General features: G+C 66.0%; 13 protein-coding genes. 5 read left to right on the forward strand and 8 right to left on the reverse strand.

Annotation, left to right across the window (positions count from 1 at the left end):
* Nucleotides 1–87: 87 nt before the first annotated feature.
* The gene (locus tag AC1DNE_RS12765; RefSeq protein ID WP_476766011.1) at nucleotides 88–1086 is read right to left on the reverse strand and encodes an ABC transporter substrate-binding protein; all 999 of its coding nucleotides are present in this window, start codon (nucleotides 1084–1086) and stop codon (nucleotides 88–90) included.
* 642 nt (nucleotides 1087–1728) lie between these two features.
* Between AC1DNE_RS12765 and AC1DNE_RS12770 the strand changes: the two genes are divergently transcribed.
* Together AC1DNE_RS12770 and AC1DNE_RS12775 are read left to right on the forward strand one after the other, a co-directional pair.
* The gene (locus AC1DNE_RS12770) at nucleotides 1729–2604 is read left to right on the forward strand and encodes an undecaprenyl-diphosphate phosphatase (protein ID WP_441470319.1); all 876 of its coding nucleotides are present in this window, start codon (nucleotides 1729–1731) and stop codon (nucleotides 2602–2604) included.
* The gene (locus AC1DNE_RS12775; protein ID WP_476766013.1) at nucleotides 2601–3008 is read left to right on the forward strand and encodes a hypothetical protein; all 408 of its coding nucleotides are present in this window, start codon (nucleotides 2601–2603) and stop codon (nucleotides 3006–3008) included. Before AC1DNE_RS12770 ends, AC1DNE_RS12775 begins: the two co-directional genes overlap by 4 nt.
* A 41-nt stretch (nucleotides 3009–3049) precedes the next feature.
* On the opposite strand, the gene AC1DNE_RS12780 is transcribed toward AC1DNE_RS12775, so the two are convergent.
* Genes AC1DNE_RS12780 through AC1DNE_RS12800 form a run of 5 tightly spaced genes read right to left on the reverse strand, consistent with a single transcriptional unit; the run spans nucleotide 3050 to nucleotide 7441 of the window.
* The gene (locus tag AC1DNE_RS12780) at nucleotides 3050–3661 is read right to left on the reverse strand and encodes a response regulator transcription factor (protein WP_476766014.1); all 612 of its coding nucleotides are present in this window, start codon (nucleotides 3659–3661) and stop codon (nucleotides 3050–3052) included.
* Nucleotides 3654–3998 (reverse strand): ATP-binding protein, encoded by a 345-nt coding sequence (locus tag AC1DNE_RS12785; RefSeq protein ID WP_476766015.1) that lies wholly within the window; start codon nucleotides 3996–3998, stop codon nucleotides 3654–3656. Before AC1DNE_RS12785 ends, AC1DNE_RS12780 begins: the two co-directional genes overlap by 8 nt.
* 35 nt (nucleotides 3999–4033) lie before the next feature.
* Nucleotides 4034–5365 carry an ABC transporter ATP-binding protein gene (locus tag AC1DNE_RS12790; RefSeq protein ID WP_476766016.1) on the reverse strand — a complete coding sequence of 444 codons (1332 nt, stop codon included), beginning with the start codon at nucleotides 5363–5365 and terminating at the stop codon, nucleotides 4034–4036.
* A gap of 22 nt (nucleotides 5366–5387) precedes the next feature.
* Nucleotides 5388–7139: an ABC transporter permease gene (locus AC1DNE_RS12795; RefSeq protein WP_441470314.1), complete on the reverse strand. Its 1752-nt coding sequence runs from the start codon at nucleotides 7137–7139 to the stop codon at nucleotides 5388–5390.
* On the reverse strand, nucleotides 7139–7441 hold the full coding sequence (locus AC1DNE_RS12800) for a hypothetical protein (RefSeq protein WP_441470313.1): 303 nt from the start codon (nucleotides 7439–7441) through the stop codon (nucleotides 7139–7141). Before AC1DNE_RS12800 ends, AC1DNE_RS12795 begins: the two co-directional genes overlap by 1 nt.
* Before the next feature lie 453 nt (nucleotides 7442–7894).
* Between AC1DNE_RS12800 and AC1DNE_RS12805 the strand changes: the two genes are divergently transcribed.
* The 3 genes from AC1DNE_RS12805 (at nucleotide 7895) to lhpI (ending at nucleotide 11677) form a co-directional block, all read left to right on the forward strand.
* Nucleotides 7895–8305, forward strand: a complete 411-nt coding sequence (locus tag AC1DNE_RS12805; protein ID WP_476841081.1) for a TRAP transporter small permease subunit — start codon at nucleotides 7895–7897, stop codon at nucleotides 8303–8305.
* Nucleotides 8302–9723, forward strand: a complete 1422-nt coding sequence (locus AC1DNE_RS12810; protein ID WP_441470311.1) for a TRAP transporter large permease subunit — start codon at nucleotides 8302–8304, stop codon at nucleotides 9721–9723. Before AC1DNE_RS12805 ends, AC1DNE_RS12810 begins: the two co-directional genes overlap by 4 nt.
* A 259-nt stretch (nucleotides 9724–9982) precedes the next feature.
* Nucleotides 9983–11677 carry a cis-3-hydroxy-L-proline dehydratase gene (gene lhpI / locus AC1DNE_RS12815; protein WP_441470310.1) on the forward strand — a complete coding sequence of 565 codons (1695 nt, stop codon included), beginning with the start codon at nucleotides 9983–9985 and terminating at the stop codon, nucleotides 11675–11677.
* 90 nt (nucleotides 11678–11767) lie between these two features.
* Here the strand turns inward: lhpI and AC1DNE_RS12820 are convergent, their stop codons facing one another.
* Entirely contained in the window at nucleotides 11768–12784 is a 1017-nt protein-coding gene (locus tag AC1DNE_RS12820) for an ABC transporter substrate-binding protein (protein ID WP_441470309.1), read from the reverse strand.
* 143 nt (nucleotides 12785–12927) lie between these two features.
* Nucleotides 12928–13794: an ABC transporter permease gene (locus tag AC1DNE_RS12825; protein WP_441470308.1), complete on the reverse strand. Its 867-nt coding sequence runs from the start codon at nucleotides 13792–13794 to the stop codon at nucleotides 12928–12930.
* Nucleotides 13795–13796 lie beyond the last annotated feature (2 nt).

Here is a 13796-nt window from a genome sequence, read left to right on the forward strand (position 1 = left end):
CCGCGAAAGCGGCGTCGCTCGATGGCGCTTGGTGACAGGGCAGGGTGAGGAACGGCCGGTGTTCCGGCCGCCCTCGGGATGCGCGACCTACTTCGCCGCCTTCACGAACTCGGTCGTGTAGGTCTTCGACAGGTCGATCTGCTTGCCCTTGATGTTCTTCGAGAAGCCGGAGAGCACGGCGAGAACCGTCTCGGGGCCGCCCTGCGGCATCACGCCGTCCGAGGTGAACATCTCTTTGCCGTCGGCCAGTGCCTTCACATAGCCTTCCCTGTCGCCGATATAGTAGTCCTTCGGCATCTTGTCGGCGATCTCTTCGGCGCTATGCGTCTTGATGAAATTCAGTGTCTTGACGAAGGCGTTGGCGAGCTTCTGCACCGTCGGCTTGTTCTTCTCCACCCAGGCGGTGGTCATGTAGAGCGAAGCGGCGGGATAAGTGCCGCCGAGCGCGGCCTTGGTCTTTTCCACCGTGCGCATGTCGACGAGGATGCGTGCCTCGCCGGTCTTGAGCAGCCGTGTGATCGTCGGCTCCGTGGTCATGCCCGCCTGGATCTTGTCCTGCTGAATCGCGGCGATGAAGGTGGCACCGGCACCGACGGGCACGGAGGTGAAGTCGCTGAGCTGCACACCCGACTTCATCATCAGGTACTGGGTCAGGAAGTTGGTGGAGGAACCGAGGCCGGTCACGCCGAGGTTCTTGCCCTTGAGATCGGCCATCGACTTGACGTCAGGATATTTGCTGGAGACGAGCTCGACCTCGCCCGGCGCCTGACTGAACTGGACGACCGACTCGACGAACTTGCCCTTGGCCTGCAGGTCGACGCAGTGGTCGTAGAAGCCGACGACGCCCTGGACCGCCCCGGCCAGCATCTCGTTCTCGGCATCGACGCCGGCCGCCTCGTTGAGCAGATCGACGTCGAGCCCCTCGTCCTTGAAGTAGCCCAGCCTCTCGGCGAGCTTGGCGGGCAGGTAGATCTGCTTTTCGTAGCCGCCGACAATGATCGTGATCTTGTCAGCGGCGAGCGCTGCGGTGGAGCCGGCTAGCGCTGACGCTAGGGCAAGCGAATAGATGGCGGCACGGATGCGCATGGGCAAGCTCCTTGTTTGTGTCCTCTCGCCGAGCCCCGCTCTCTGAGGGCGGTTTGGCGGCGATGCCAGTTCTCTAGTCCGCCAAACTTTCACCAACCTTTCGGATGCATGGCCGCTGAAGCCGCCCATCCAGCCACCGGCATCAATGTTGCGATCCTGTCGGCGCAGGCGCGATCGGTGGGCGCGATACTCGTCCGACTTCGGGTGCGGCCGCCAGCTTGCGGCCGACTCGATCGAGATGATCAGGCCAGGTGCCTGCCTGTGCCTGACTCGTGCTTTCCAGAGTGCCGCACAGGCTTCTGATGTTGGTGGCATGACAGTGGCGTCGAGCGCGGCGAAGATCACGCCGACAAGATCCTTCGACCTGCTCGAAAGCTGCCGGCGTTCGGTGCGTTGTTCCGACGGCCGGGCGATGGTCTGACTCTCCGAATTGATGCGCTGCACGAACTTCAAGGATTGAGCGGAGCTACAAAACTTGGAGCGCGGATCGTGGCCACGAACGCATATGCGACGAGGCGGCGGGACGCGCGAGGCGCGCATGGAACGGCCCATCTAGCGTGACAGCGGAGGCTTCGGGTCGGCCATCCATTCTGGAACGCTTTATGCTTCGGGCGCGCCACTTTTCTCACGAGACCCATCACTATGGCCGCAGCCGCTTGTTCCGCCGGACTCGATACGGGGTTCGCCATGCTCGATTTCGGGCAGATCGTCGTGCTCGGGCTCGTTCAGGGCGTCAGCGAATTGCTGCCGATCTCCTCGACCGCCCATATGCGGGTTGTGCCAGCCCTGCTTGGCTGGCCCGATCCAGGTTCCGCGTTCTCGGCGCTCATGCAATTGGCCGCGCTGGCGGCTGTGGTCAGCTATTTCAGGCGCGATGTCGGCAGCATCGTCGGCGGGGGGCTCGCGGCGCTCAGGACCCGCAAGTTCGCGACAGGGCCGGGCCGGCTGGCGCTCGGCATCGTGCTTGCGACGATTCCGATCGTGGTGGCGGGTGTTGCGCTTGCGCCCATGCTCAATCGCTGCGGCTCGCCTTTGCGTTCGCTGGAGGTAATCGGCGCGGCGTCGCTGGTGATGGCGCTGCTGCTGGCGGCGACGGAATGGTTTGCGAGCCACCGTCGTACGGTGGAGCAGGCGAGTTGGCGGGATTTCCTGCTGGTCGGCCTCGCCCAGGTCGGCGCCTTGATCCCCGGTGTCTCGCGCTCGGGCTCGACCCTGACCGCGGCGCTGGGGCTGGGCTTCAAGCGTGACGAGGCCGCGCGGTTCTCGTTCCTGCTCGGCCTGCCGGCCATCGCTCTGGCCGGGCTCAAGGAAGCCTGGGAGATCGCCAAGGTCGGCATAGACGCCCATGCCGTAGCACTGCTGGCGGTCGGCCTGATCGCGGGCTCGCTGGCTTCCTTCGCCGCGATCTGGGGCTTGATGCGGTATCTGGAGCGGATGTCGAGCTGGGCCTTCGTGATCTATCGGGCCGGGATGGGCATCTTCCTGCTATGGGCGGTCGCGACCGGCATGTTCGCTTGAATCCCGTGGTGCGAGGCAAGCCGCTGATCGGCATGAGCGCCCGGATGAAGCATTTTCATCGAAGAGGCAGGCGTAAGCTTGCGACGATCGCTCTTTTTCTGCTGTGCGCATTGGTTCAGCCTGCGCTGCCGGCGTCGGCCGCGGATTGGCGCTTCTGCTACGCGGGCTCTGGCAATGATCGCCGCTTCTATGTTTCGCAGCCGTTTCCGGCAGGCGGCTCCCTGGATGTCATCGAACGGCAGTGGGCGGTGTGGTTGAGGCGGCAAGCATTGCGATACGAGACGACCGGATGCCCGCGAGGCGCCGACCGCGCGGCGGTCGAGGACTCCCTCAGATCGGCCATTCGCTACAATGCAGGGCAGGGCCGCAGTGCCGTCGAGCTCGATTGGCAGCCCGCCCCGTGAACGCCGTGGCGCCGGGACCGGCTGCCGGACCCGCAAAAAGGCTATCTTGTCAGCTTGCCTGCCAGCCCGATCAGGTCGGCCAGCGTCGCGGCGCCCATCTTGCGCATGACCTGGCCGCGATGCACCTTCACCGTCACTTCGCTCAGCTTGAGGTCGGCTGCGATCTGCTTGTTCAGCCGGCCTGCGACGACGAAGGCCAGCACATCCTTCTCGCGCATCGTCAACGTCGCGAAGCGCGCCCTGAGTTCCGCCAGACCCGCTTCCTCCGACCTGCGCGCTCGATCCTGTCCGATCGCCGCGCGCACCGCATCCAGCAGATCCTGTTCGCGGAATGGTTTCAGCAGGAATTCCACCGCGCCCGTTTTCATGGCGCGCACCGCCATGGGCACGTCGCCATGGCCGGTCAGAAAGACGATAGGGAGCGGGTCGCCGATGCCCGCAAGCTCCGCCTGGAAGTCGATGCCGCTCGGCCCGGGCATCCTGACGTCGAGGACGAGGCAGCAAGGCCTGTCGGGCCGCCTGTGCAGCGAAAAGGCCGGGACCGAGCCAAAGGTCGCGACCGCATAGCCGACGGACCGGAACAGGCTGTCCAGCCCGTCGCGGACGGAAGGATCGTCGTCGACGACGAAGACGATCGGCTGCTCGTCATGCACGGTTCCGTTCCGATCCCGTTTCGCCGGCCGGCAAGGTGAAACCGAAGACCATGCCGCGGGGAGGATTTGCGGCGGCATAGATCATCCCGCCATGCGCCTCGACGATCGAGCGGCTGATGGCCAAGCCCATGCCCATCCCGCCGGGCTTGGTCGAGTGGAAAGCGTCGAAGATCCGCTCGATTGCGGCAGGGGCGAGGCTGATGCCGGTATCGCGGACGCTCACGGTGATCGTGTCCGCAAGGAAGATCGCGCCTGCCAGCACGGGGAGGGCAAGGCCGAGCCCCGTTCGTCCCAGGCGGAAGCGTTTATGGTCGAGGGAAGCCGTCCTCGGGCGCAAGGGGCGGCAAGCCCGGCCTCGATACCGAGGGTGCCTCAGCTCGGATTTTCGAGCGTGAAGAGGTCGGCGGCCTCGTCATAGGCGAAGTATTCGCCGTATCGGGCCCAGTTGGTGACGGCCTTGAGGGTTGTCGCAGCGTAATCCTCCGACATGTGGTCCTCGAGCTCGTCGCGGAAGCGTCCGGCCGGAGCCCGGTGGCTTGACCGTTCGTCGAGCACGCGGCGGATATGGGCCGCCAGCGGCACATAGGTGGCGAGCTGCTGGGCAAAGAGCCGCTTGCGCTCGTCGACTTCGCTGTCGGCGAAGCGCAGCCCCGGCGCGGTGAGCCTGATGTCGCCGCCTTCGAGGTCGGCGAAGCGGAGCAGCTGCAGCGTCTCTGCCACCGGGAAGAGATCGTCGATCTCGTGGTGGAGCTGCGCCGCAAGCAGCGGCAGATCGGCCTCGCCCTTGTAGGGCTCGGCCGCGATCGCCTCGATGAGGCCGGCCATCAGGTTGGTCGAGACGCGCGGCAGCGACATTGCGATGCCGGTGCCGGGGAAGAAGCCTTCGCGCGCCGGCGCGCCCGGGCGGGCGGTCATGCGTGCATAGATATCGTCCACCAAAGCGCGAAAGGCGGGTTCGAGGCGGTTGCGCGGCTGGGGCAACTCGACGCGCAGCTCCGCGATGACGCGGCCGGGGTTGGAGCCGAAGATCAGGATGCGGTCGCACATCAGCACCGCCTCCTCGATGTTGTGGGTAACCATCAGGATCGCCTCGATCGGCATCCGACCCTCGCACCACAGGTCGAGCAGATCCGTGCGCAGGGTCTCGGCGGTCAGGACATCGAGCGCCGAGAACGGCTCGTCCATCAGCAGGACCTTGGGATGCACGACCAGCGCGCGAGCAAGCCCGACACGCTGGCGCATGCCGCCCGATAGCTCCTTCGGATAGGCGCTTTCGAAGCCGTCGAGGCCGATGAGGTCGATGGCGGCGAGAGCCCGCTTGCGCCGCTCGGCTGGCGCCACGCCCTGCGCCTCCAGGCCGAGCTCGACATTCTCCAGCACCGTCAGCCAGGGGAACAGTGCGAAGCTCTGGAAGACGACGGCGACGCCGGCACTCGGTCCCGTCACCGGCCGGCCGCAGAATTCCACGGTTCCTCCGCTCGCCTGGATCAGCCCCGCGATCGCCCGCAGAAGGGTGGATTTCCCGGAGCCGGAGCGCCCGAGCAGTCCTACGATCTCGCCGGGTTTCAGCGCGATGTCGACCTTGTCGAGCACGACGAGGGAGCCCGTTGCGCCCTTGTCGTAGCTCTGGCAGACCTGCCGTGCCCGGATCAGCGGGGCCGAGAGGTTGCCGTTCGATGCGGAAGGCGCGGTGACGCTGTCCATGGATCAAGTCCTTTCGAGAGCTTCAGTCGAGGCGCATGCGGCGCTCGGCGAGGACATAGAGCGGGCGCCAGAGCAGGCGGTTCAGCAGGGTGACGAAGAGCGACATCACGGCGATGCCCAGCACGACACGGGGAAAGTCGCCGGCCTCGGTCGCGTTGGCGATGTAGGAGCCGAGCCCGTAGGCCTCGAGCTTGGTGTCACCCCAGCTCGCGACTTCGGCGACGATGCTGGCGTTCCAGGAGCCTCCGGAGGCCGTGAGGGCACCGGTGACGTAGTACGGAAAGATCCCCGGCAGGATGACGCGGCGCCACCAGACCCATGAGCGGAGCTGATAGACACGGGCCGCCTCACGCAGGTCGGTCGGAAAGGCGCTGGCCCCGGCGATGACGTTGAACAGAATGTACCATTGTGTGCCGAGCACCATCAGCGGCGAGAGCCAGATCTCCGGGCTCGCGCCGGTGCTGACGATCGCGATGACCGCGAAGGGAAACAGCACATTTGCCGGAAAGGCGGCGAGGAACTGCGCCACCGGCTGGACGCGCTCGGAAACGCCGGGTCGCAGACCGACCCATATGCCGACCGGCACCCAGATCACGCTCGCGACGGCGATCAGCACGACGACCCGCAGCAGGGTGACGAGCCCGCGCATCAGCGCGTCCCCGGCATCCACCCAGGTCAGGCTTTGCCCGACATAGGAAACGGCGACCCAGCCGGGCCAGGAGCCCAGAGCCACGATCAGGCCGAGCCAGGCGTAGTCCAGCGCGCGGCTCGCCGCCGGGGCGATCCTGACCGCTCGTGAGGATACGCGCCGAAGCCGCAAGAGCAGCAGGCGGCTGCCGAGCCAGGCGAATGGCTTCATCAGTCGCTTGAACAGCCGGGTGCGGCGCGCCAGTCCGTAGACCCATGAGTGGGGCTTGCGCTGCCCCGCCGTCTGCTCGAAGCGGAACTTGTCGGCCCAGGCGACGACCGGGCCGAACAGGAGCTGGTCGTAGAGGGCGATCACGACCGCCATGGCGAGCACGGCCCAGCCCACGGCCTTGAAGTCCTGTTCCTTGATGGCGACGGCGAGCCAGGAGCCGAGCCCCGGGAGCTGGACAGTGGTGTCGCCGACGGTGATCGCTTCCGACGCCACGACGAAGAACCAGCCGCCCGACATCGACATCATGGTGTTCCACACCAGGCCGGGCATCGCGAACGGAGCCTCCAGCCGCCAGAAGCGCTGCCAGGACGACAGGCCGAAGCTGCGGCTGACCTCGTCCAGGTCGCGGGGGACGGTCCGCAGCGACTGGTAGAAGGAGAAGGCCATGTTCCAGGCCTGGCTGGTGAAGATCGCGAAGATCGAGGCGCATTCCGCGCCGAGTTGGCTGCCCGGAAACAGCCCCATGAAGAAGGCGACGGTGAATGTCAGGAACCCGAGGACCGGAACTGATTGCAGGATGTCGAGCGCCGGGATGATGAGCATTTCGGCGCGGCGGCTCTTGGCTGCCAGGGGCGCTACCGCGAAGGTGAAGACCAGCGCGGCGATGATCGCGGCGAACATCCGCATCGTCGTGCGCAGGGCATATTCGGGCAGCAAGGCCGGATCGAGCGCCATGGGCGCAGTGGAGAGGCCGGCGAGCGGCGCATGCATCGCCACCGCGCCGTGGAATACCAGCACGGCGAGCGCGGCAAGCAGCGCGAAGGCGGCGAGGTCGTAGGTATTCGGCAGCACGCGCTCGCGGGCGAGGGCGGCAAGGGTGCTGGACCGCTCGGGGCTGTTGGACAGGAATGTCATCACGGAGCACCGGCTGAACAGTGGCCAGCATGGCCAATGGAGAATGCCGCGTTGCCGCTTGCCCGCCGCCGGAAGGTCCGGGAATGCGCGAAACAGGATCGTCGGGCCGCGTCCTCGCCACCTGCCGACTGCCAGCGGCATTCCAGGCGCCCATCCACATCGTTGAGCCGCCATTCGACAACGAGGCGGGGCCGTTTCGCCGCCATGCGCGGAGCAAAGTGCAGCACGCGGCAGCAATCCGGCCGCGTCGTCCCGTATTCGAATGGGAGCGCCGGCCGGCGAAAGGCGAGCACATTGTTCATGACGCATCTCCTTCGATCTGCTCGAAGTCGTCCTTCGCACCGGGCAATGCCCGGCGCGCGTACGGGGAAACGCAGGCGTGCGAGATCGCAGATCGACCTCGCAGCCGATCGACGTCACTCTCCCTCCCGCAGGAGCGCCGTGCGATGTGTGGAGGAGCCGCCCGATTGCTGCGACGCCATGCCTTGTTTGCGCCCTGTCATGGGCTGGATCAATCGGACGAAGGCATCGCCGATTATACCTAGGTATAGGTCGGTCGAGGACCGCGCCGCAGGGTGAAGAGCGCCTCGACAGCTCGATCAACTCAACAGGCGTCGATCGCTATCGGGGTGGCTTACCTGCGTTAGGGAAAGATGTTTGATGGAGGCTCGTTCGGGAGCGATTCCATGCAAGTCTTCGTTGACGGGCTCGATCGGGGCCTGGGTGCGATCTGTCTGGCAGCCCGATGGCTTGCGTTGCCGCTCGTCCTTTTACTGTTCTTGCAATGGCCATTGCGCGACCTTTTCAAAGCTTGGTCGCGTGAAGCGAACGATCTCGGGCAATGCGTGTTCGCTCTTTACGTCGCCGTATCGCTGACGGCGGCCACCCGTTCCGGTGCTCACCTGGCGAGCGATGCCCTGGCGCATCGGCATGGGGAGAAGCTGCGCCGGGCGCTTGAGATCGGGCTCATCGTGCTTGGGCTTCTGCCCTGGTCCCTGTTCCTGCTGATCGTCGRTTGGCCGGCTTTGCTGGCCAGCCTTCGGGGGCTCGAATCGTTCCCGGATACCGGCAATCCCGGCTATTTCCTCATTCGCGCCTCGGGCTTCATCCTGGCTGCGCTCGTCTTCGCATCCGGCGTGCTCGGTTTGCTGCGGAGGCCCGCGTGAGCCAGTGGCTCGGACTTGTCATGCTCGGCGGCGTCGCGCTGGGCGCTATCACGACGGGGTTGCCTGTCTGGGGCGTTCTGATCTGCCTCGCGGCGATAGGTGCCGCCGTGTCCGCTGTTCTCGACGCTTCCGGAGCCGGGCTCTTTGCCGCGCTGCCGAGCCGGCTCGTCGGCCTGCTGGAATCGGATCTGCTACAGGCACTGCCGCTGTTCGTCTTCATGGGAGCGCTGCTGAACCGCCTGCCGCTCGCTCGAATTCTGTTCCGCGCGGCGTTGTGCCCCTTCGGTGGTGCACGCGGAGCGACGCTCGCGCTCGGTGCCATCCTGGGGCCGATGAACGGTTCCGTCAGCGCCAATGCTATCGCCCTGACGCGAGCGATCGAGCCCGCTCTGGCCGAACATGAGGTCACGCCCGCCGAGAGCGTTGCATTGTTGACGGTCGCCAGCACGCTCGGCGTGCTGGTTCCACCTTCGCTCGTCCTGATCCTGCTCGGCGATGCGATGATGGCGGCTCATACCATCGCGCTCAATGCGACCGGACGGGTCGATCGCATCGTCAACACACAGGACGTTTTCCGCGGCGCCATGTTGCCGGCCGGGTTGTTTCTCGCGACCTGCCTCGCCCTGGCGTTTCTGCGCCGGGAGTCCGGCCGGCGCCTTCCGGTGCCGACGCTGGCGGAAGCTGCTCTCGCGCTCCTCACCGTCGGCTTCATCGGCGGGTTGCTCGTCGGCGTCGCGCTCGGCTATTTCTACGCGGTCGAAGCCGCTGCGATGGGGGCGGTCGGCCTGCTGGCCGCGGGAGTGCTGAGCCGCCAGCTGAATCTTGCGCGGCTGAAGGCGGCCCTCGACGATACGCTGGCGATGACCGGCGCATTGATGGCGCTGCTGGTTGCGGCGACGACTTTCACGCTCGTCTTTCGCGTGCTCGGAAGCGACCGGCTCATCGCGGGCTGGATGGAGGCGGTGCCCGGCGGTCCTCTGGGGATTCTGGGGGCGGGTCTCGGCCTGATTTTCCTGGCAGCCTTCGTTCTCGATGCCTTCGAGATCATCTTCGTGCTGATTCCGATCCTGCTGCCGCCGATCTTGATGCGGGTCGAGGATGCGCAATGGGTCGCTGTCCTGACTCTGCTCATCCTCCAGACGAGCTTCCTGCTTCCGCCGCTCGGCTACGCTTTGACGATGACGCGGGCAGCCTCGACCCGGCGAGCGCCGTTGCGGGCCGCTATGGCGTCGCTCGCTCCCTTCATCCTGGTGCAGCTATGCGTGACGGCGGCGGTGGTTTACTGGCCGAGCCTCGCGCATTTGGGGAGGGCGCCAGAGCCGGCTGTTGCGGCTCCTTCCGAAGCCGACGCCACACGCCGCCTGCGCGATATCGTTCCTCCCTCCGACCTGTTGGAGATCGGGCCGCCGAAGTTTTGACGGAGGCCGGACAAACTCGGCTCACAGGAAGTGCCTGGCTTAAAAAAAGGGAGTCGCTTGGCTTGCCGCACCGGGCTTCACAAAGGAAATCCTCGACCGGATGATCTCCCGCTCGCGTGAAGAGCATGCGATCAAACAAAGAGATGGAGCATTTCAGCGATTCAGAGAAACGCGGAAATGCTCTAGTGCTGGGGAAGTGCTTCTCCGTGCCCCCTGCCATCGACTGCGGCATCCAATGATCAGCGATAGGGACTCATCCTTGCAGCACCACGCCGGAATCTCCCTCCTTCCCGGCACGGCCTCCGGGCCGATCGTCGTGATGGCGGAGCCGCTGAGCTTCTGGGGCGGTGTCGATCCGGCTACGGGAACGGTGATCGACGTGCACCATCCCTCGCACGGCGTCTCGCTTGCCGGCGCGGTCGTGCTGATGCCGACCAGCCGTGGCTCCTGCTCAGGATCCGGCGTGTTGCTGGAGCTCGCGCTCTCGGGGCGCTGTCCCGCGGCGCTGATCTTCGCCGGCCCTGAGGATACGCTGACGCTCGGCGCCATCGTCGCGGCGGAGATGTTCGGACGCTCCATTCCGGTCGTTCGCCTGCCGGAAGAAGCGTTCGCCGCTCTCGCTTCCGCTGCCGAGGCGGAGATCGTGCCGGACGCTGTCCTGGCTGATGGCGGGCGGGTGCAAATCCCCCTTTCCGCGGCTGTGCATGGCGACCTGCAGCTTTCCACCAGCGATCGCCGCTTGCTCGCTGGCGACGAGGGGATCGCAGCGCAGCAGGCCATGCGGATCGTCTGTGCCATGGCACGCCAGCAGGGCGCGACGGCGCTCGTCGACGTGACGCGGGCCCATGTCGATGGCTGCATCTATGCCGGTCCGGCCAATCTCATCTTCGCCGAGAAGATGGAGCAGTTGGGCGCCCGAACTCGCGTCCCGACGACGATGAACGCGATTTCGGTGGATCACGCCAACTGGCGCCGCCAGGGAGTGGCGCCGGAGTTCGGCGAGCCTGCGGCGCGCCTGGCGGACGCCTATGTGCGGATGGGCTGCCGGCCGAGCTTCACCTGCGCTCCCTATTCCCTGCCGGGGCCGCCCGCCCTGGGGGAGGCGATCGGCTGGTCGGAATCGAATGCCGTGATCTTTGCCAATTCGGTATTGGGAGCCCGGACCGCGAAACACCCCGACTTCCTGGATTTCTGCATCGCGGTCTCCGGTCGTGCGCCGCTTGCCGGGGCGTTTCTCGACGAAGGCCGGCGTGCGCGCCGTGCGGTTCGGGTGGAGTTGCCGGAAGGAGCGGACAGCTCGGCCTGGCCGCTCATCGGCTATCTCACCGGCCTGGCTTCGCCGGACCGGGTCCCGCTGATCAAGGGGCTCGCGAAGGCGCGCCCGGCGCGGGACGATCTCAAGGCACTCTGCGCCGCGTTCGGTACGACCTCGGCGGCGGCCATGCTGCATATCGAGGGCATCACGCCGGAAGCGGACAGCCTCGGCGGCAGCCCCGAAGACGAGGTCGTCATCACGCGTGCTGCGCTGGCAGCCGGCTGGCGCCACCTGAATGACGGACCGGCGGGCATCGATCTCGTCGCGATCGGCAGCCCTCACGCCTCACTGGAAGAGTGCAGGGCCGTCGCTGAGCGACTTGACGGACATCGCCTTGCCGGAAATCTCTCCGTCATCATCACCACGGGGCGGGACGTCGTCGCAGCAGCAGAGGCCGAGGGAACGCTGGCAGGTCTGCGGCGGAGCGGCGTCGACGTGGTTCCCGATCTCTGCTGGTGCTCGATTACGCGCCCGGTCTTTCCGGAGAGGGCGAAGGTGGTCCTCACCAACTCCGGAAAATACGCGCATTACGGACCGGGGCTCTCCGGCTGCACCGTCAGGCTCGGGACATTCGAGGACTGCATCGAAGCGGCTCTCACCGGCGCCGCGCCAGCCCGGTTGCCAGGCTGGCTTTCCTGAGTCGGCCGGCGGCCCGCTGCTCGCCGGTCCGGCGCTGCGGGGCACGCGGCTGCGCCCCACAGGATATATTCAGTTCGATCCGTGCCCGGTTCAGCTGCCCGAACGGCCTGCGAGCTGCGGCACGAACATGTCGCTCCACTTGGCGGGCTTCACCTTGATCGAGCCGGCCTTGTGCATGAACTCGGCGAACTGCATCACGCCTTCGGGCGTGGCGGTGAAGCGCGAGTCCTTGTCCTCGATCATCTGCTGCACCTCGGCGGCATCGACCTTCACCTTCGAGCTCTTGGCGAAGATCTCGGCGGCGAGTTTCTTGTCCTTCTCGATCAGTGCGGTGGCATCGTCCATCGCGTCGATGAAGGCCTGGGTCATCTTCGGATTGGCGTCGACGAACTTCTTCGGCGCGAAGGTGACGTCGAGCGTCAGGTTGCCGAGATAGTCGACCGAGTTGAGCACGCGCTGGATGCCCGGGCTCTTGGCCTCGATGTACTGGAAGGGCGGCGAGGTGAAATGCGCCTTGATCTCGGTCTTGCCGCCGATCAGCGCGGCGAGCGCCTCCGGATGCGGCAGGCTCACCGTCATCGGGTCCATCTTGGCGTAGTTGGCGTCGCCGAATTCCTTGGCCGCGATCATCTGCAGCACGACGGCGGCGAGCGAGGTCTTGATGCCGGGCAGGGCGATCTTGTCCGTCGCGGTGAAGTCCTTGAGCGACTTCAGCTCCGGCTTGTTCGCCATCAGCCACAGCGAGGTCGAGCTCATGCCGGAGACGCCGACGACCTCGACGCCTGGGATGCCCTTGGCCTTGGCCCAGAGCGTGACGAAGCCCGGCGCGCCGGTGCCGGCGAAGTCGAGCGTGCCGGCCATCATCGCGTCATTGATGACGTTGCCGCCATCGAGCATCAGCCAGGTCACCTTGATGTCGCCGAGGCCGGCGGCCTTGGCGCGCTTCTCCAGGAACTGCTGGTCCTGCATCACGATGAGCGGCAGGTAGAGGATGCCGAAGCCTTTTGAGACGCGGACCTCGCTGACCTCGGCGCGGGCCGGGGCGGCAAGTGCCGCGCCGAGCGCTACGGCCGTGAAGGCGGTGCGCAGGAAAGTCTTGAATGTCATTGGATGTTTCCCTCCGAGTGACGGCCGTTCGGCCTTGTGAAACCAGAGCATTTTCGAGCGAAGTGGATGCCGGCTTGCGCGAGGAAGATGCGATAAGACAAGGGCATTTCCGCGTTTCGGAAAAACGCGGAAATGCCTCGGTGTCAGTGCTGCATGCCCCAGCGGCGGATCGTCTTGCGCTCGATGGTGGCGAATATGACGTTCTCGACGAAGAGGCCGATCAGGATCACCGTGAACAGGCCGGCGAAGACATTCGCCGTCTCCAGCTGGTTGCGGTTCTCGAAGATGAACCAGCCGAGGCCGCCCGAGCCCGACGAGACGCCGAAGACGAGCTCGGCCGCGATCAGCGTGCGCCAGGCGAAGGCCCAGCCGACCTTGAGGCCGGTCAGGATCGCCGGGAAGGCGGCCGGGATCAGGATGAGCCGCACCAGCTTCAGGCCGCGCAGCCCATAGTTCTGCCCGACCATGCGCAGCGTGTTCGACACCGAGCGGAAGCCGGCATGGGTGTTGAGCGCGATCGCCCAGAGCACTGAGTGGACGAGCACGAAGATCACGCTGCCGGTGCCGAGCCCGAACCAGATCAGCGCGAGAGGCAGCAGCGCGATGGCGGGCAAGGGGTTGAACATCGAGGTCAGCGTTTCCAGCAGGTCTGCACCGATGCGCGAGCCGATCGCCAGTGTCGTGAGCAGAGCGGCGAGCACGATGCCGATGCTGTAGCCGATGATGAGGGTCTGCAGCGAAACCAGCATGCGCTGCGGAATGACGCCATTTGCGATGTTCTCGACAAAGGCCGCGAGGGTCTGGCCGAAGGTCGGGAAGAGCAGCGGGTTGCCGAGCCAGCGGCCATAGACCTCCCAGGCGATGGCGAGGACGGCGAGGATCAAGCCCTTGCGGACGAAGCCGAGGCGATAGATCCGCTCGGCCCAGCCGATGGTCTTGGCGACGACGGGGGCGTCGCTGGAGTTGACGTCGCGGATGATTTCCGGACGGAAGCTGACGAGATCGGTCATGT

The sequence above is a fragment of the Allobosea sp. 05L423 genome (genome assembly GCF_056397745.1).

Bases quoted from the DNA above. Each gene is read 5' to 3' on its own strand.
- AC1DNE_RS12765 (WP_476766011.1), bottom strand. From the start codon at position 1,086: ATGCGCATCCGTGCCGCCATCTATTCGCTTGCCCTAGCGTCAGCGCTA.
- AC1DNE_RS12770 (WP_441470319.1), top strand. From the start codon at position 1,729: ATGGCCGCAGCCGCTTGTTCCGCCGGACTCGATACGGGGTTCGCCATG.
- AC1DNE_RS12790 (WP_476766016.1), bottom strand. From the start codon at position 5,365: ATGGACAGCGTCACCGCGCCTTCCGCATCGAACGGCAACCTCTCGGCC.
- AC1DNE_RS12795 (WP_441470314.1), bottom strand. From the start codon at position 7,139: ATGACATTCCTGTCCAACAGCCCCGAGCGGTCCAGCACCCTTGCCGCC.
- AC1DNE_RS12800 (WP_441470313.1), bottom strand. From the start codon at position 7,441: ATGAACAATGTGCTCGCCTTTCGCCGGCCGGCGCTCCCATTCGAATAC.
- AC1DNE_RS12820 (WP_441470309.1), bottom strand. From the start codon at position 12,784: ATGACATTCAAGACTTTCCTGCGCACCGCCTTCACGGCCGTAGCGCTC.
- AC1DNE_RS12825 (WP_441470308.1), bottom strand. From the start codon at position 13,794: ATGACCGATCTCGTCAGCTTCCGTCCGGAAATCATCCGCGACGTCAAC.